17 protein-coding genes are annotated in these 17284 nt (G+C 27.8%); all 17 read right to left on the bottom strand.

Features of this window, described 5'->3' with window-relative positions:
* Positions 1 to 26: 26 nt before the first annotated feature.
* The 17 genes from ybeY to prmA all read right to left on the bottom strand — a co-directional run bounded on the left by ybeY (position 27) and on the right by prmA (position 17227).
* A complete protein-coding gene (gene ybeY, locus CLPUN_RS17590) occupies positions 27 to 530 on the bottom strand; it encodes an rRNA maturation RNase YbeY (protein WP_077848546.1) in 504 nt (167 codons plus the stop codon).
* 9 nt (positions 531 to 539) lie between these two features.
* The gene (locus CLPUN_RS17585) at positions 540 to 2648 is read right to left on the bottom strand and encodes an HD family phosphohydrolase (RefSeq protein WP_077848545.1); all 2109 of its coding nucleotides are present in this window, start codon (positions 2646 to 2648) and stop codon (positions 540 to 542) included.
* 63 nt (positions 2649 to 2711) lie between these two features.
* Positions 2712 to 3839, bottom strand: coding sequence for a sporulation protein YqfD (yqfD, locus tag CLPUN_RS17580; protein WP_077848544.1), 1128 nt, complete (start codon positions 3837 to 3839; stop codon positions 2712 to 2714).
* 5 nt (positions 3840 to 3844) lie between these two features.
* Entirely contained in the window at positions 3845 to 4123 is a 279-nt protein-coding gene (gene yqfC, locus CLPUN_RS17575) for a sporulation protein YqfC (RefSeq protein ID WP_077848543.1), read from the bottom strand.
* Between the two features lie 254 nt (positions 4124 to 4377).
* Positions 4378 to 4830 carry a GatB/YqeY domain-containing protein gene (locus tag CLPUN_RS17570; RefSeq protein WP_077848542.1) on the bottom strand — a complete coding sequence of 151 codons (453 nt, stop codon included), beginning with the start codon at positions 4828 to 4830 and terminating at the stop codon, positions 4378 to 4380.
* Positions 4831 to 4860: 30 nt separating this feature from the next.
* Positions 4861 to 5037, bottom strand: a complete 177-nt coding sequence (rpsU, locus tag CLPUN_RS17565; protein WP_003371500.1) for a 30S ribosomal protein S21 — start codon at positions 5035 to 5037, stop codon at positions 4861 to 4863.
* Between the two features lie 131 nt (positions 5038 to 5168).
* Positions 5169 to 5513 (bottom strand): histidine triad nucleotide-binding protein, encoded by a 345-nt coding sequence (locus CLPUN_RS17560; RefSeq protein WP_077848541.1) that lies wholly within the window; start codon positions 5511 to 5513, stop codon positions 5169 to 5171.
* Positions 5514 to 5702: 189 nt separating this feature from the next.
* Positions 5703 to 7058 carry a tRNA (N(6)-L-threonylcarbamoyladenosine(37)-C(2))-methylthiotransferase MtaB gene (gene mtaB / locus CLPUN_RS17555; RefSeq protein WP_242954174.1) on the bottom strand — a complete coding sequence of 452 codons (1356 nt, stop codon included), beginning with the start codon at positions 7056 to 7058 and terminating at the stop codon, positions 5703 to 5705.
* Positions 7059 to 7455: 397 nt separating this feature from the next.
* Complete coding sequence (locus CLPUN_RS29670; protein WP_423237307.1) at positions 7456 to 7548, bottom strand: hypothetical protein; 93 nt, start codon at positions 7546 to 7548, stop codon at positions 7456 to 7458.
* Between the two features lie 453 nt (positions 7549 to 8001).
* On the bottom strand, positions 8002 to 8502 hold the full coding sequence (locus CLPUN_RS17545) for a DUF5673 domain-containing protein (protein ID WP_077848539.1): 501 nt from the start codon (positions 8500 to 8502) through the stop codon (positions 8002 to 8004).
* 177 nt (positions 8503 to 8679) lie between these two features.
* On the bottom strand, positions 8680 to 9360 hold the full coding sequence (locus tag CLPUN_RS29410; RefSeq protein WP_341425752.1) for an HNH endonuclease: 681 nt from the start codon (positions 9358 to 9360) through the stop codon (positions 8680 to 8682).
* A gap of 86 nt (positions 9361 to 9446) precedes the next feature.
* Entirely contained in the window at positions 9447 to 10499 is a 1053-nt protein-coding gene (gene ltrA, locus CLPUN_RS29405; RefSeq protein WP_341425750.1) for a group II intron reverse transcriptase/maturase, read from the bottom strand.
* Between the two features lie 1115 nt (positions 10500 to 11614).
* The gene (locus CLPUN_RS17535; protein WP_242954169.1) at positions 11615 to 12880 is read right to left on the bottom strand and encodes a DUF2334 domain-containing protein; all 1266 of its coding nucleotides are present in this window, start codon (positions 12878 to 12880) and stop codon (positions 11615 to 11617) included.
* Between the two features lie 437 nt (positions 12881 to 13317).
* The gene (locus CLPUN_RS17530) at positions 13318 to 14157 is read right to left on the bottom strand and encodes an aminoglycoside 6-adenylyltransferase (RefSeq protein ID WP_077848537.1); all 840 of its coding nucleotides are present in this window, start codon (positions 14155 to 14157) and stop codon (positions 13318 to 13320) included.
* 131 nt (positions 14158 to 14288) lie between these two features.
* Entirely contained in the window at positions 14289 to 15122 is an 834-nt protein-coding gene (locus tag CLPUN_RS17525; RefSeq protein WP_077848536.1) for an AraC family transcriptional regulator, read from the bottom strand.
* A gap of 265 nt (positions 15123 to 15387) precedes the next feature.
* On the bottom strand, positions 15388 to 16155 hold the full coding sequence (locus CLPUN_RS17520) for an RsmE family RNA methyltransferase (RefSeq protein WP_077848535.1): 768 nt from the start codon (positions 16153 to 16155) through the stop codon (positions 15388 to 15390).
* Positions 16156 to 16279: 124 nt separating this feature from the next.
* Positions 16280 to 17227, bottom strand: a complete 948-nt coding sequence (gene prmA / locus CLPUN_RS17515; RefSeq protein ID WP_077848534.1) for a 50S ribosomal protein L11 methyltransferase — start codon at positions 17225 to 17227, stop codon at positions 16280 to 16282.
* Positions 17228 to 17284: the final 57 nt, after the last annotated feature.

Below are 17284 nucleotides of genomic sequence, written 5' to 3'. Positions count from 1 at the left end.
AACACTTATATAATTCATATCTTATATTAACCTCTAGTTATGCTAAGCTTATTTAATATTTCTTCCTCTCTCCTTCTCATAACATTTTTTTCGTCTTCCTCCATATGATCATATCCCAAAAGATGTAATACTGAATGTACTACTAAATATGCTGCTTCTCTTTCATATGAGTGATTAAATTCTTTACTTTGCTCTAATGCCTTTTCTAAAGAAAGTACTATATCCCCAAGTACAAGCTCTTCTCCATCAAAGTCAACTGGAGAAAGTTTACGCCCCTTATATATTTCTTTAAATACCTTTTTATCTTCATATTCTAACATCGGAAAAGATAATACATCAGTTTCTCTATTTATTCCCCTAGTATCGTTATTAATTCCTTTAATTTCTTCATTATCTACAAATAACAATGAAATTTCACACTTTATATCCACTTCTTCTTCTTTCAATGCAAATTCTATTACTTCATTTAATTTATTTACAAAGTTATCTGTAACTTCTAGTTTATTTTGTCTATTATCTACATAAATCATTAATTTCATTTACTCCCTAGTTTTGATTTCTTTTTCTTCACTATTTAGGTCTTTTATTTTTTCTTTTGGATATTCTACTCTTTGATGATATATACCATTTAGTGCATTTCGGAAACACACCCTAATTTTTTCTATATCCTTTAAAGTCAAATTGCAATTATTTAATTGACCTGATAATAACTTATCAGTAATTATGGAATTCACCATCTCATTTATTTTCTCTTTATTAGGTTCTTTAATTGACCTTACAGAAGCTTCAACACTATCTGCAAGCATAACTATACCCGCCTCTTTTGAACTCGGTATAGGACCTTCGTACATATAATCTTCTTCTTTTATTTTTTCAGGATCTTCTGAATTATTCTTCATTGTATAATAAAAATATTTTACTAATGTTGTTCCATGGTGTTCCACTATAATATCTTGAATTACCTGCGGAAGTTTATATTTTTTTGCTAATTCAAGTCCATCCTTTACATGAGATTTTATTATCATCGCGCTTAAATTAGGTGGTATATTAATATGAGGATTTTCCCCTCCCATTTGGTTTTCACCAAAAAAGTATGGTCTTTCTGTTTTTCCAACATCATGATAATAACATCCTGTTCTTGTAATTACTGAATTAGCACCAACTTCTTCTGCTGCCATTTCAGCAATATTAGCAACAAGCATACTATGATGATATGTCCCTGGTGCTTCCATTAATAATTTTTTTAGAAGCGGATTGTTAGGATTTGATAATTCTAGCAATTTCAAAGTTGTAACTTCATTGAATGTTCCTTCTAGAAATGGCAAAATACCTAACGCAAATATTCCTGATAAAAGACCTCCTACAATGGTTATTACGCTCTTTATTAATACATCAATAAAATTACTTGATATTAATATACCTGTAGATAATGTAAGTACAGTGTTAACAATTGCAATATTTACAGTCGAATATAAAAGTTCATTTCTTTGCTGCATCTTTTTTAATAAGGTAGACCCAAGTATAGAACTCACTATTCCTAATATCATAATTTGAATATCAAATCCGTTTATTGCACCTATCAAAATTATATTTAAACTACTAACCACAAATGCTAATTTATAATTTAAAAGCAGAGTAAGCATCATAGGAGCACAAGCAAAAGGAATTAAAAAAGGTGATATAATACCTATAGTTCTAGCTAATATTAAGGCTATTAAGTTTATAACACTTATTAAAATAAGTTTTTTATTATTCTTAAATATTTCTTTATAATTTAATTTAATGTAACTATATTGAAGAAATAATATCATAGCTAAAAATACTGCAAGAGCTAGATATACATACAAATAACCTGCTTCATTTTGATCACTTAACATTCCAAGTTCTGATAAGATATCTATTTGACTTTGTGTTACTGGCTCCCCTTCTTTTACTATAATTTGATTTTGTTTTATTACTACTTTTGATATATTTTTTTGAACTTCTTGTATTTTTTCTTCTGTTTTTTCTTTATCATAAAAAACATTAGGATTTATTTTAGCTGAAATAATTGTTTTTAATATATTAGATACGCCCACATCTAAGTTCAACTCATCTATTTTGGTTGTTGCAAGGTCTCTTGCACTTTTAACAGCATTTTCATCATTTTCATTTATATTTTTTTCATATGCTTTATCAATTATAGAAATTATTTTAACTTCTAAATCTGTTAATTTTTCTTTTGGAATGCCTATTAACACTTTAGCTTGATCTTCTGTTAACTTAATTTCTGTTAATTTATTTAATTCAGTTATTTTATCACTATCTTTTATTCCAGTTGCTGAATTAGAATTACTTGCTATTTCTATAAGTTTTTCAAACAAGGCTTTGATATCATCTTCTGCACCTTTTTTAACTTCTGTTTTTGATGTATACTGCTCTCCAACCTTTTCTAGCGCTTGTTCTTGCTTTTCTTTAGTAGCTTTTTCATCTACTATGTCTCTTGGAGCTTTAATATCTACTCTAGGTATTTCACCTACTTTTAAATTATATTGCTTTGGAGTTATTGCAGTGATAAGCAATAAATAACCTATAATAAATACAATTATAAATAATGTAATTCTTTGACTTCTGCTATTTCTATTTTCATTATTTTGTTTTATATTCATGTTATTCACCTTTTCATCCCATAATAAATTGTTAGACATATAAATTTATTTTAAAAATATGTCTTATGATATGTTTTGCGCAATATCCTGTTCTACAGTAAATATAACTTTAACCAATATGGTTCCTTCTTTAACCTCTTCTACTGTAACCTTACTATCTATAATATTAGAATCGTTACTCAGTGTCTTCTTCAGTGAAGCTTCCAATTTTTCTTTAGCTTCCTTAACTGTATTATCTTCATCTAAATTTATCGTCTTGCCTTTTTTTTCAAAATATATTATTTTGTTAAAGCATCCATTTCTTTCTTCTATTTTATCATAATAAACAAATCCATTTATAGCTTTTTTTAAGTAAAATTTTTTCCCAAATATGTTTAAATAAACATCACTATTTTGCTTTCCTGTTCTCTCAAGCTTTTCTCCACTTATTTGAATTTCCATAAATTTTTCATAAAATGTATTTGCTATAACTGTTCCACTAGGCTTTACTTCTATTTGGAAACCTTCCCTCCCTTGAATAGGTAATATTAAATTATCACCTTTTTTAACTATATTCCCTGGTACTACTGCTGGATTCCCTGAATTAGTATATACTCTTTTTACCTCTCCATCCATTTTAGCCACAACTTGATTAAATGATACTTTTTCTATAGATGGCGGATTAACTTTCTCCTTTACAATTAATTTTAAAGTTGATCCTTCTATTCTAACTCTAATCCACATTATTTCTGCATTTAAATTCTCCATTTGTTTTTCTAATTCACGCACATTAATTTGAGATTTACTTAATCCTGGTTTAATTCCAATTGTTGAAAGCTGACGCCTTATTTCAAATGGAGATAAATTTTTTTGTGTTTGTATATCTATAGCCCATATATAATTAGATAATATATATATAACTATAAAAAATAATCCTGCTCCAATTACTAACGAAATTTTTCTTTTCATTTTCATAAGTAATACTATTATACCACTTGTATTAACTATTCTTACTTTTCCTTTATATTTTTTTATTAATTCCTCTACTTCTTTATAATCCTCAATGTCTATAGTAAATCTAATTGTTGCTAAATCAACCTTTACAATATTACAAGTATAAATTTCATTATCCCAAAGTACATTTAATATTTTTTCTGGCATCAAAATATTTACTTCTATGGTTACTTGTCCTAATTTTCTTTTATTAAACATGCGTTTTACCCTTCATATGAGATACCTTGAAAAATTCCACTTATAGTAATGCTTGTTTCAGCAATAAAAAGTATCTCAAACTCTTCACCTTTTATTAATATAGCTCCTATTCTAGAATTTATTTTAACCATATTATTTTCAAAAAATATAATGCCTTTATGATTTTCAATTGTAATTTCCCTATTTCCTACAACTATTATCTTTGGTAGCTCCAATGAAATATCTCTTGGAAAATTTAATTTATTAAGTATTTTTTCTTTTCCTTTTTGAATTTTTTCTTCCATCCTTTCCTCCTATATAAACTTCTTCATTTTAATTTATGATAGGATTAGAAAATTAATTCATTAAATCTTCGTAACCAGGGGATATTTAAAAACCAAAATCCCTTTGAATAAAGAATAATTAATTCATTTTTTATTTTCATTAGTGTACTTGATCTAAAAAAATATTCATAGATCAAAATTTATTATGCTTTTTTGTCCAATTTTCTACATCTTAAGATAAAAAAAAGAACTCAAGAAAATCTTGAGTTCTTTTCCTATTTATTATTTAAATATTCTTTAACAATCTCACTTACAAGCTTGCCATCAGCTTTTCCTACTACTTTAGGTCTAACAGCTGACATAACTTTTCCCATATCTTTAATGCTATTTGCACCCACTTCTTCAGCTGATTCTTTTACTATTTGTTTTATTTCTTCTTCACCTAACTGCTGAGGAAGGTATTTTAACAAAATTTCTATTTCAGCATTACACTGATCTACTAAATCTTGTCTATTACCCTTTTCAAATTCAAGCATAGATTCTCTTCTTTGCTTGACTTCTTTAGCTAATATACTAATAACTTCATCCTCTTCAAGCTTTCTATTGTCAGTTTTTTCAACTATCAATAATGCAGCTTTAGCTGTACTAATTACACTAGCCGTGAATTTATCTTTTGCTTTTAAAGCAGCTTTCCAATCATCTTGTAATCTATCTTTAATTGCTGACATATTTGTACCTTCTTTCAAAAGAAAACATCATTATTTGAACTTTCTCTTTCTAGCAGCTTCTGACTTCTTCTTTTTCTTAACGCTTGGCTTTTCATAATGTTCTCTCTTTCTAACTTCCGAAAGAACCCCAGCTCTAGCACATTTTTTCTTAAATCTTCTTAACGCACTTTCAAGTGTTTCGTTTTCTCCAACTTTAATTTCTGACATTTAATATCCCTCCCTCCGCTAGCTTATATTAACTCAGCTATGGGCTTAATAACACATGCTATATTATACAATATTTAATCAAACAATGTCAAGAAATTAAGAAAAAATCTCAACATATTTCTAACTTGCTCTTAGCCTGGTGGCCATTGCAAACTTCTACCTCCAAGTACATGAAAATGAATATGATTTACAGTCTGTCCTCCATCTTCACCACAGTTGTTGATAATTCTATATCCCTTATCAGCCATATTAAGTTCAACTACTAATTTATTAATAACCTTAAATATGTGTGAAATAACATTAATATTATTATCATTAAAATCATTAGCGCTTTGAATATGCTCTTTAGGTATAACTAAAAAATGAATCGGTGCTTCTGGATTTATATCATAAAAAGCATACACCTTATCATCTTCATATACTTTTTTGCTTGGAATTTCTCCCTTTGCAATTTTACAAAATAAACAATCTTCCATAAATTTCACCCCCATTCAAATCAGTTAAGAGTTAACAGTTATATATAATAAACTCCTACCGAGTTTAGTAAGCTTATACACTTAATTATATGTTGCACTATTTTTAATTCTGCTATTATATATTTAGGTGCAAACTTACAAAGTAAATATACTTATTTTTTATTCACTTTTCATTTATTATATCAAAGTTTATAATGCTTTTCCAATAACATAATCACCATTTGCTTCCTTTATGCTACATGGAATTATTTTACCTATCATATTCTCATTCCCATTAGATATTTCTACTTTTACGTAATTTCTAGTATAACCTTCAAATACTCCTGTTTTTTTAGAAACTTCTTGTTCAATTAAAACATCCAAATTTCTTCCAACTAAAGATTTACTAAAATCACCTTCATTTTTTGCATTTAATTCAATTAAAGCCTTACTTCTGTTTTCTTTAACAGTACCATCTAATTGATCAATCATATCTGCTGCTTTAGTGCCTTTTCTTGGACTAAATTTAAATATATGAGTTTTAGTTAACTTAATTCTTTCTAAATATTCATAAGTTTCATTAAATTCTTCATCTGTTTCTCCTGGGAATCCAACAATTACATCCGTTGTTATCGATGCATCCTTTAAATTTTTTCTTATCCTATTAACTGCATCTTCATATTCTTTAGCAGTATATCTTCTATTCATTCTTTTTAAAGTAGCATCGCATCCACTTTGAAGTGATAAATGGAATTGTGGACATAGCTTTTTCATACGCTTCATCTTTTCAATCACTTCATCTGTAAAAAAGCTTGGTTCAATAGAACCTATTCTTACTCTTTCTATCCCATCCATATTTTCAATTTCTTCTAATAAAGTTATTAACGTTATATTTCCCTCTAAATCTACTCCATAAGAAGCTGTATGAATTCCAGATAATATTATTTCTTTAAAACCATGTTCAGATAGTTTATTTATTTCATTCAATACCTTTTCTGGATCTTTAGAACAAGTTGTTCCTCTTGTATATGGAATTAAACAATAAGCACAAAATCTATTACAACCATCTTGTATCTTTAAAAATGCTCTTGTCTTATCTTGATATTCTTCTATATTTAAATCTTCAAATTGTTTATTTTTAAGAACTTCCCCAACCATTAACTGTGGTTTTTGTTCATCCTTAGCCTTGTTTACATAATAAACAATATCTCCCTTATTTCTAGTGCCAAGTACAACATCTACACCTTCTATTTTCGCTACTTCTTCTGGTGATACTTGAGAATAACAGCCAACTGCAGCAATTATTGCATTTTTATTAGTTCTTCGTGCTCTGCTTATTATCTGTCTCGACTTTTTATCGCTCATATTTGTTACTGAACATGTATTTATAACATAAACATCAGCAAAATTTTCAAAATCTGTAACTTCATAACCTTCTCTTATAAACTTTTCCGCCATTGCTTCAGTTTCATAATGATTTACCCTACATCCTAAAGTATAGAAAGATACGGTACTTTTGTTTGTATTTTTATTCATAACCTTATATTTATGCTTATTAAACTTCATTATTATTATTTTATTTTTATCCATAACGGTAGCTTTCCTCCTGAATTGAAATCTTTATACCTACTTTATCTAAATTAACATACAATATCTTGATAAAGTTTAATATATTTTATGAAATAAAACAAGAGCATTATTTCAAAGAAATACTATAAATCAAAACAGTATATAATGAAGCTTAAATTTATACCATTTATAAATCTCTATTTTAGAATAATAAAAGCGACTAGAATTATATTATTTAATGCTAGCTTAAAATATTCTCTCCTATTCTTATCTTTTCTTTCAAATTGAATTTCTTTACTATTTCATTAAATCTATTTTCATGTATTAATGATGGAATTAAACAGTCATTTAGACTTTCTTCTTGTATTTTTATAAAAATCTTATATGTTTCTTCCTACAATAATATATCATCATTATTATTGTTAATTTCATTAAATGCAAGTTTAAAAAACTTTTTAATTTCTTCTGTTGTTAAAAGTGATCTCATATAACTAAGCAATACTAACTGCACTAAATGTATTTTAGTATATCCTCTTTTTTTCCGTCTCCTGGTTTAGTTATAGCTTAACTCTATATATAAATTTGAACTATATTGTTAGTAAATTTTTCATCAACAAATTTATTATTATCTATTTTAGTAAGCTTATATGGCACTTGCTTTTCTAATGCTTCTAATACTGTATTACAATTTTCAATTCTATTATCATAAACTGATGTATTATATGTGGTATTACTATCTTCATTAGCTTTATGAAGCCATCTAATTTAACATAGTTTTCATCTCGAATATTAGTTATATATATTATAGCCTTTTTCTTATATTATCCATGCTCTACCTCCTTTTATATTGGTATTATTCATTAAAAACTGCCACACTTTTACTTCTGAATAATGTGACATTTTAATCTGATATTTATTTTTACTAACTGATATAAGATAATTATAAAACAAGATTTCTTTGTATTACTTCGTCTACTTTTAATTTATATTCTTCATTTATTGTAAATTCAAGAGTTGAATTAGTTTTCAAAAATGTATTAACTTTAAATTCAATTGTATTTGGCAACACCCAACGATAATTCTGAATTTTAGACCATTTATAAAAATATCCAGATTTATATATTCCATTTTCTCTTATTTCTGAACTTCTCAATGCCTTTATTATATTGGAGATTGAAAATTCCATCCAAAATATATTAATAAAAATATTATTAATACCACTATTTTTCTCATATTGAATATAAAGTCTTATGTCAAACCATGATGATAAGCACCAAAATATTAATATCGCCAACCAAAAAATAGTTAAGCCCCTGCTTTCTTTTATTTTTATAATATTTTTCCCATGATTATATGATGTATATAAATCTTTTAATAGCAAGCCCGCTCCAATAATAATAAGTATTATAGCAAGAATTGCAAATCCAGAAAACTTATTCAAGTAATTCCCCCCATTTTAAATTAAACATTATTAATCTATTATAACACACCAATAATATCATATATTGTTAAATAGAATAGGTAAGGCTTTGAAGTAATCTTTACCTTTTCCCCTCCTCCGCACCGTACACGAGAGTTTCCAACTCATACGGCGCTCCATCAATATTTACTTATATATTTATATTATACAATTTCCAACCTTTAATCGAAGTTTATTAAGTCTTTCCAATCTTTTTTTATCTAAGTTCAATATATCTTTGTATTTTTCTATAATTTCTATTTCTACAGCGTGAATTAATTTGTAAACATCCTTTAATACAAAAGTAAGATTCTTGTATTCATCTTTTCCGCCTAGTTCTTTAGGTTTCTTATGATGACATTCCATATTTCCTATTTCTAAAATTTTACCAGTTACACTACACTTCCCATTTTGAGCTATATACAACGATATTCTATTATCATTATATTCTGTGGTTTGCCCTTGCACAGGGTTTTCCATGATATAATGCAAGATTTTATGATTTATCGCTCTTAAATTATCATGGATTCTTTTTCTACCTTCTTCTGTATAGTTGCAAATTTCTTGATTGAGATTCTTAGCGTTTGATGTCTTAATTCCAGCTACTGGAAACAATATCAATCTTGCTATATACCATTTTTTATAGTTATATTTGCCATAGAATTTTTCATATGTTTTGGATATTGCACCAGTGTCACTTCGTATTCGGTATAATCTATTATTTAAGCTCTTGCTGACTAAGAAATATACTTTATGAAAGTCTATATTTACATGTGTTGCTACCGTGTAGTAATTATGCATACCTAATATTGTTGCATTGTATCTATTGACACTATTCACATTAGGATGTTTTTGCATAGTTTTTATCTTTGCTTTGATTTCTTTTACGATGTTCTTAGTAGCTTTATCACTTATATGTGATTTTACTACATGTTTTTGACCTTTTTTTGTAATTTAAGCTTGAATCCTAGAAAATTGGAGTAATTCTTTCTTAGGTTTACTACCATAGATTTCTCTGGACTTATTTCCAAGTTTAATCTTTCTTTTAACCATTGTTTTATTGCAATAAACGCTTTTTTCGCTGTATTATGGTTTCTACAAAATATCTTAAAGTCGTCCGCATAGCGGACTATATACATTTCTTTTAGATTGGACGCCCTTTTTAATGCTATATATTTATTTAATTGTGTATATTGATGTTTAGTTCTAAATATTTCCCATTGACTGTTTATCCACCAATCTAATTCATTAAGAACAACATTTGAAAGTAATGGAGACAAAATGCCACCTTGCGGAGTACCTTTTGTTGGTATCCCTACATCTTCTATTTCAGCTTTTAGGAGTTTTGATATAATACAGAGTAAATTTTTATCTTGTATTCCGATAGACCATAACTGTTTTAATAATTTACTGTGGTCTACATTATCAAAAAATTCCTTAATGTCAATATCAACTACATAATGTAATTTACCTATATTAGCTAGTGTCATTGCTCTCGCTATCGCATGATGCGTGCTTCTATTTGGTCTGAATCCATAGCTATGATTAAAAAATCTAGCTTCGCATATAGGTTCTAAAATTTGTTTAATACATTGTTGGATCAACCTATCTTCTATTGTTGGAATTCCTAAAGGTCTTGTTTTACCATTTTCTTTTGGTATTTCAACTCTTCTCACAGGGTTTGACTTATAATTACTAAGCCTACCAACTACGTATTGTACTAATTTTGTGGGATTATTTTCTCCAATTTCTATAATTGTATTTTCATTAGTTTCTTTTGTTTTACCTCCCTTATTTTTCTTAATGTTTCTGTATGCTAATATTATATTTTGTTCGTTTAGTATTAAACTTAATAAGTTATTAAACCGCTTACCATCTAAGCTTTTTTCATATAGTTCATCAAATATTTTTTGAATATCATAATATTCATTATTCCTTAGCAGTTGTCTCTTTTTAAACTTCTTTTCCTTTGTTTCCATTAGTCGATTACTCAACTCATGATTTTCATCTCTCTTAGTCTTACACGAACCTAATAATTATTGTATTTATAAATTTTAATGTAAATATTAACTTGTGGCTATCCCTCCACTTGCTTTCGCAAGTTTCGGAGGTACTGTGCCACTACTTTCACTGATATTAAAGCAAGTTATAATTTGCATTTTTCCTTGCTAACACTTCACTGGAAACAAGTCCTCAATGTTATCAGCTTACCATGTTCGAATAATCGTATCCTTGCATATACTCTTAGGTAATTCCTTTAAGCCTGTTTGCTTGATACTGCCTGTAACAGTATAAGGACTTTCATAGTAATATATTTTACTCATCCCCACAAACCCTATATTTTAAATAGGCATGATATTTCTACCATGTATAGTTCTAGACTCTTCCATTCGGAATTTCGTCAGTCATTTATTTATCCATGACCATTCTTACCATAAGTATTTTGTGGATTCCCGACCTATCATACACTCGACTACCTCTAGTTCGCATTTTCTCAGCTTGACCAGTTAGGGTGTACTCTCAGTCGACTTCACCGAGCTTATAACATTTTTTATTCTTGTTCATAACAATGCTATTGGGAGTATTAGAATAGCCCTTCAAGACGTTACTCTTTCATTTGACTTCTCAGATTATCAGTTCTACTAATTCAATCGAATTAGTGGCTAATCTTTTCAATTAGCAACATGTCGCACTATCACACCATTCAGTTTTCATAAGAACATAATTTTTATTATCCATTTCAGCAAATCCACAAATAATGTTCTAAAAACTCAATAGTATTTTCATAATAATTTATTGGTTCGGTAAATACCATGCAACTACAATCATTTTGAAAATTAGCAAATTCTACAGCTAGTCGCCTAACACCAGACAACATAGCAACTTTAATAGTAATAAATCACAATGGTATACTGAAACTCTATAAAAGATTTAATACCATAAACCAATCAGTAAACCTAGATACTATTAAATATGAAGACATTGCAATAATAGTCGGAAATGGAGAACTTTCTCTTTTAAACATTAAATTCTCCAACAGTTAATTTATAGAATTCCCATTAATTATTTGTCATATAAGGAGTATAATGTAAAGTTATATTTTTCTATTGTCAACTAAATTTAAAAAACTTATAAAATAATTTAATAAGTGCATTTTTTCATTATTGCAGCCTAATTTCGTGATTTCTACAAAGCTACACCTTTTATCATATAGTGCTTTTACTATTCGGTGAAGCTGCGAATTCTCTGAATAACTACTCACTGGGTATCCACTAATATCATTCTGAAGAGTTATATATTCAAAATCAATATATGGGTGATAAAATAAACTAGCTAAAGCATCTTCACCCAAATTATTTATTCTATCAAGCATTTTCTTCATACCATCTTTCTCTTCTACGTAATCTAAAGGTGTAGGAATATATAAGGTTCTATGATTTCTAGGACTCTTAACTATTTTTTCTCCCCAGATGCCTACATAGCATTCATAAATTATGTCAAAATATTGTTCAAATATACTTTGTTGAAACTCGGTGGCTGCATAATGAGGACTCTCAAAGAACTTAGTAGGTAGTTCCAATTTTTTTGCCGTATTAATAGCTGCTTCAACTCTTTTTCTTACACTTTTTTCATCATTATTCCGTTTTTCATTAAACTCCGTACCATCTGCACTTACCTCATTACCATACTGATGAGTGTAGCCATGTAACCCAATCACCCCATTTCTATTCAATAAATACTCAATTGTGAAAAGAAAATTAGCATTAGGCATGCTATAATCTTTAGATATATCATTGTCAATACCATTTGGAGGATCAACAAACCTTGGTATCCATGCTATATGAAATGGGATGCCAGATGAAAACATATAATCTCCAATTACTCTGAATTTCTCCAGATTGCCAGAATCCAAATATGCATTACCTGCAGTTATATCTTCAAATCGAATTAAAGCAACTCTTCCAGGAGAACTTGTACTTCTCTCATGCTTATCCATATCCCAATAAAGTGAAATAGAGTTTTTATTATAATCCCATCTAGATTTAATATTTAATATTCTGCATATATCAAATAACGATAAATACAATACACTATCAACTATAGTAAATTTATAATCATCAATCCTATAATCAATACATATTAAAGACCTCTCTTTAAATAGTATATTTATTTTACTTCTCCTTATATTAAGCTTACCTCCTAGTTGGTCAATAAACTCCAATATAGGTAGAAAATAACGATTAACATCTCGGTATAAAGGATTGATAAACTTTAATAATTTGCCGTCAAAATTTATTTCTAAATTGACCTTTATTAAAAATAATTGTTTCTCACAAACCATTTTCTCTCTGCTACTCACTTAATATTACTCTATACTTCTAAATTATGTTCATAAATTTGTAATGTTCATCATATATGATATTTTAAATAAGCATATAAAAATTTAATAACTATGAAGTAGAAAACTTTATGATGTTTTAGTATTATAAACTATGATTTTATTGCTTTATAAATTTGATATCCTCCGAAAGAAACTGAAATTCCTATACAAAATCTGTAAATAATATCTATCATAACTTATCACCTCTATTCTTTAATAATAGTATAATGTGTTACTTAAACAATTTAAAATCATAATATTTCTTTCTGCTAGATCTCTATCATGTATTTTTTCAGCCAATATTCATATTACAAAAAAAATACTGTAAATTCACTTTAGCGAATAATACAGCATTCCAAAATAATTCACACTTTTTTATTTTATTTTTAGTAAAGTATAGAAATTGAATTCTATTTTCAATCCTCTTCTTCCATTCTTTTATTAAAATAAAAAATAATCTGCTCTGATATTGAATTAGAATAATCAATTCCCTTTTTTTTACACACTTCTTCAGCATCCTGTTTAAATAAATATATACTGCTTTTTACTGCTTCTTCTAAATCTTTAAATTCAGCATTAACAAAATATGATTTTAAATGATGTTGCTTGTCATTTGGGACACAATGTTTTACTTTACTCTCCCATGCCCCCCAATCTAAAACATCATATTGACTTAACAATAGATCAACATGTGAATGGAACAATATATCAATATTTTTAATTAATTTAAAAATATCCTTTCGTTTAAAATATTTGATTAACATTTCTGTATGGAACCAATATGTATCCATAGCTCGTACAGGATCAGGTATATAGTTATCAGTTCTAAAACCTTTATCAAGAAGCTCAGCAACTTCTCCTGTTCTGTCAAAAATTATATTATTACTGGTACATCCTTTCAAATGCTGCCTACACATCCACTCCTCAGGATAATCAGCATTAATTATAAAGAAATCAAATTGATGAAGGTTATTTCCAACACGAATTACACTGCAATAATTTTTAAAATGTTCATCATTAAAACTTTCACCCCAGAAAATTAATAGTTCATCAGAAGCCTTTGAAAGAATTTGAGGAACATCTTTTGAAAATTGTTCAAAATCCTTATCTGCCACTAAAAAAACAGGATCATAATCAGAATAAATATCTTCAGTACTTCGGCTTATGGATCCGTAGTGCCATCCACCTTTACAACGTTGATCTTCTTTTAATATTTCTACTACTTTATGAAATGCCAATTCTAAATCTTTATGCATAATACATACTTCCTTTCACTTATTATATTGTCATAATATCATCTCTTTTTCTGGAAGTATTGTTTATTCTTGACTTGTTATTGTAAATTATTATCCTTTTAAAGCAACTGCTTAATATTTCAAATTTTTAATTATTTAAGTTGATTCTTATATTTCGCTGGAGTAACTTTATAAATTTTTTTAAAAACTTCTATAAACGCTTTTACATTTGAAAAACCATTATTTAATGCAATTTCAGTAATAGATTCATCACTATTCATCAGTTCTTTATGTGCATAATACAGTCTGATTTTATTTAAATAGCAATAAAAGGTTTCTCCAGTAGTTTTCTTAAAAAATCTAGAAAAGTATGTTGGAGACATTCCAATTTCATCTGCAATATTTTTAAGAGAAATATCATACACATAATTTTTCTCCATATAAGAAATTGCTTTTTTTGTATTAATCAAACTTTTTTGCTCATACCTGCTATATCCTATATTCTGCTTTTTCTTTTTACATTCCTTTAATAAAATACAACATATTTTTCTTAAAACAATTGATATTCCAAGCTCATAAAATTCTTCATTTTTTTCATATAAATCAGCACACTCAAGGATTAAATTCTTCACTTTATTTTGTGCATCTTTATTTTCTACAAAATCAAAATAATATAAATCAATGTCATGGCAATACTCCTTTAATAAATTGTAAGATAATAAAATAGTTATTGAACTCATTTGATTTCTATCATTTGCATCTGTTTCATGTAACTCTCCGCTATTAACAAACAAAAATTCTCCAACACAAACCTCTATTTGCTTACCATTAATCTTTCCTTTTATCATTCCGTCTAAAACAAGATCAAATTCTAAGTTATTATGCCAATGTAGTGGATAATGAAAATTATCCACTTTAGATTTTCCAATATAAATTCGAGCAGGTATTATGGAATCAGTTTCAACTTTTTCTTGATAATAATTCATGATAACCTCCATTGGCTAATGCAACCTTAAAGGAAATTCTGTTGCTATAAGATATTTTTTAAAGGACAAATAGCACTAATTTAATTTTTTCCATCGGCTCTGAACTTGTTATACCAATACTTAGTAGCAATCATATCTTTCTATACTTCCAGATATCCTAAAGTTGCAAAAACCACTAGGCTTTTTCCTTCACTAGCTTTCTTTATTTTTTATCTGAAATATTTTCATTATTTACTCTAACTATTTTTATTTGGTTTTCTCCCATTTATAATAACATTCCGCCTAAGTCTCCCAGCTCATACTGAATTAAAGCAGTTGCTGTAAACCCAGCTGTTTCTGTTCGTAATATTCTATTTCCAAGGGTTACAATATAAAATCCTTGCTCTCTTAAAACTCTAATTTCATCTTCTTCAAATCCACCTTCTGGACCTATTAAAATTCCAACGTCTTTTATATTATTTAAATCTTTATTTTCCTTTTTTAAATGATTTATAAGACTTTTAATACCGAAATCTTCTGCATTTTCATAAGGAATTATAACTAAATCCATTTCTTTTAATTGTTTTAATGCTTCGTTAAAATCAATAACTTCTTTAACTTGTGGCACAATACTTCTTTTTGATTGTTTTGATGCCTCTAATGCAATTCTGTTTAGTCTATCAAGCTTTTTAAATTCTCCCTTAAGCTTTACATCTACTCTAGTTGTAATTATAGGAATAAATTCAAATATACCAAGTTCTGTTCCCTTTTGTACTATTAAATCCATCTTAGGTCCTTTAGGTAAGCCTTGAAAAAGATATACTTTAACTTTACTTTCATTATTTATATCTAGTTTTTTTAGTATAGTAACTATAACTTCACTTTTAGTTATAGTCTTTATTTCTCCTAAATATTCTATGCCCTCACAATTATTTAGTACAACTTCTTCACCTTCTGATAACCTTAAAACTCTATAAATATGTTTCACATCATCACCAAGTATTTTGCCTTCTGTTTCAGTAATATTATAAGGCTCTGTAAAAAATTTATGCACAAAAACCAACTCCATTCAGTTAAGAGTTAACAATTATCTGTTAATAGTTATATTGAAATCTCTGAAAATTTTTTTCTCATGAGCAATTATTAATTCTCACTTTTCAATTATTCACTATTTGTTACTAGCTGTTAACCGATTTTGCAACTATGCAATTCCATTCACCATCTTTATTTATTTCCATAACTTCAAAACCACACTCTTCAAATTTTTCTTTAACCATATTTACCCTATCATGAATTATTCCTGATGTAATAAATAATCCACCATCATTTAATGCCTTTTTAACATCTTCAGTTAAAATACAAATGATTTCTGCTATTATATTAGCAACTACTATGTCAGCTTTTCCTTCTACTACATCTAAAAGATTTCCTTCTAATATTTCAATATTATTTAGATTATTGAAACTTATGTTTTCTTTAGATGAATCAACTGCAACAGGATCTAAATCAACACCCACAACATGTTTAGCACCAAGCTTTGCAGCTGCAATTGCAAGTATTCCTGATCCACATCCAACATCAAATACTGTTGTATTAGGCTTCACATGCTTATCTAAGGCTTGAATACACATTCTAGTAGTTTCATGAGTTCCTGTTCCAAAGGCCATACCTGGATCTAATTCTATTATTAATTCATTTTCTGTCTTTTCATATTCTTCCCAAATAGGTTTAATAACAATTTTATTTGTTATTTTCACTGGTTTATAATATTGTTTCCAATTATTTGCCCAGTCTTCTTCATGCATTGTTTTAAATTCCACTTTCCCTTCACCAATATCAAATCCAAATTCCTTAAGTTCTGAAAGTTTTTCTTTTACATACTTAACAATTTCTTCAACCTTGTCATCTTGTGAAAAATAAGCTTTAACTACAGCTGCAGTTCCTTTATGTTCTAAAATATTTATATCTGCAAAATCCCAAGTTAAAGGTCCTTGTTCTCTTGAAAGTAAATCCTCTGGATCTTCAATTGCAACATTTGGACAATTTAATCCATAAAATATTCCTGATATAGGCTCTAAAGCCTCACTTTTTGTTATCACACTAATCTCAATCCATATTCCATCCATATTTATCTTCCTTCCTTATTTCAGTTAATAGTTGACAATTGGGGCAGAAATCCCATT

Source organism: Clostridium puniceum (assembly GCF_002006345.1).
Classification (GTDB): Bacteria; Bacillota; Clostridia; order Clostridiales; family Clostridiaceae; genus Clostridium; species Clostridium puniceum.
The sequence above is the reverse complement of the archived record's forward strand: the minus strand, read 5'-3'. Positions and strand labels throughout refer to the sequence as shown.

What these genes read in the sequence shown, in the direction of transcription:
- ybeY (WP_077848546.1), bottom strand. Translation starts at nt 530, where the DNA reads ATGATTTATGTAGATAATAGACAAAATAAACTAGAAGTTACAGATAAC.
- CLPUN_RS17585 (WP_077848545.1), bottom strand. Translation starts at nt 2,648, where the DNA reads ATGAATATAAAACAAAATAATGAAAATAGAAATAGCAGAAGTCAAAGA.
- yqfD (WP_077848544.1), bottom strand. Translation starts at nt 3,839, where the DNA reads ATGTTTAATAAAAGAAAATTAGGACAAGTAACCATAGAAGTAAATATT.
- yqfC (WP_077848543.1), bottom strand. Translation starts at nt 4,123, where the DNA reads ATGGAAGAAAAAATTCAAAAAGGAAAAGAAAAAATACTTAATAAATTA.
- CLPUN_RS17570 (WP_077848542.1), bottom strand. Translation starts at nt 4,830, where the DNA reads ATGTCAGCAATTAAAGATAGATTACAAGATGATTGGAAAGCTGCTTTA.
- rpsU (WP_003371500.1), bottom strand. Translation starts at nt 5,037, where the DNA reads ATGTCAGAAATTAAAGTTGGAGAAAACGAAACACTTGAAAGTGCGTTA.
- CLPUN_RS17560 (WP_077848541.1), bottom strand. Translation starts at nt 5,513, where the DNA reads ATGGAAGATTGTTTATTTTGTAAAATTGCAAAGGGAGAAATTCCAAGC.
- mtaB (WP_242954174.1), bottom strand. Translation starts at nt 7,058, where the DNA reads ATGAAGTTTAATAAGCATAAATATAAGGTTATGAATAAAAATACAAAC.
- CLPUN_RS29670 (WP_423237307.1), bottom strand. Translation starts at nt 7,548, where the DNA reads ATGAGATCACTTTTAACAACAGAAGAAATTAAAAAGTTTTTTAAACTT.
- ltrA (WP_341425750.1), bottom strand. Translation starts at nt 10,499, where the DNA reads ATGGAAACAAAGGAAAAGAAGTTTAAAAAGAGACAACTGCTAAGGAAT.
- CLPUN_RS17530 (WP_077848537.1), bottom strand. Translation starts at nt 14,157, where the DNA reads ATGCATAAAGATTTAGAATTGGCATTTCATAAAGTAGTAGAAATATTA.
- CLPUN_RS17525 (WP_077848536.1), bottom strand. Translation starts at nt 15,122, where the DNA reads ATGAATTATTATCAAGAAAAAGTTGAAACTGATTCCATAATACCTGCT.
- prmA (WP_077848534.1), bottom strand. Translation starts at nt 17,227, where the DNA reads ATGGATGGAATATGGATTGAGATTAGTGTGATAACAAAAAGTGAGGCT.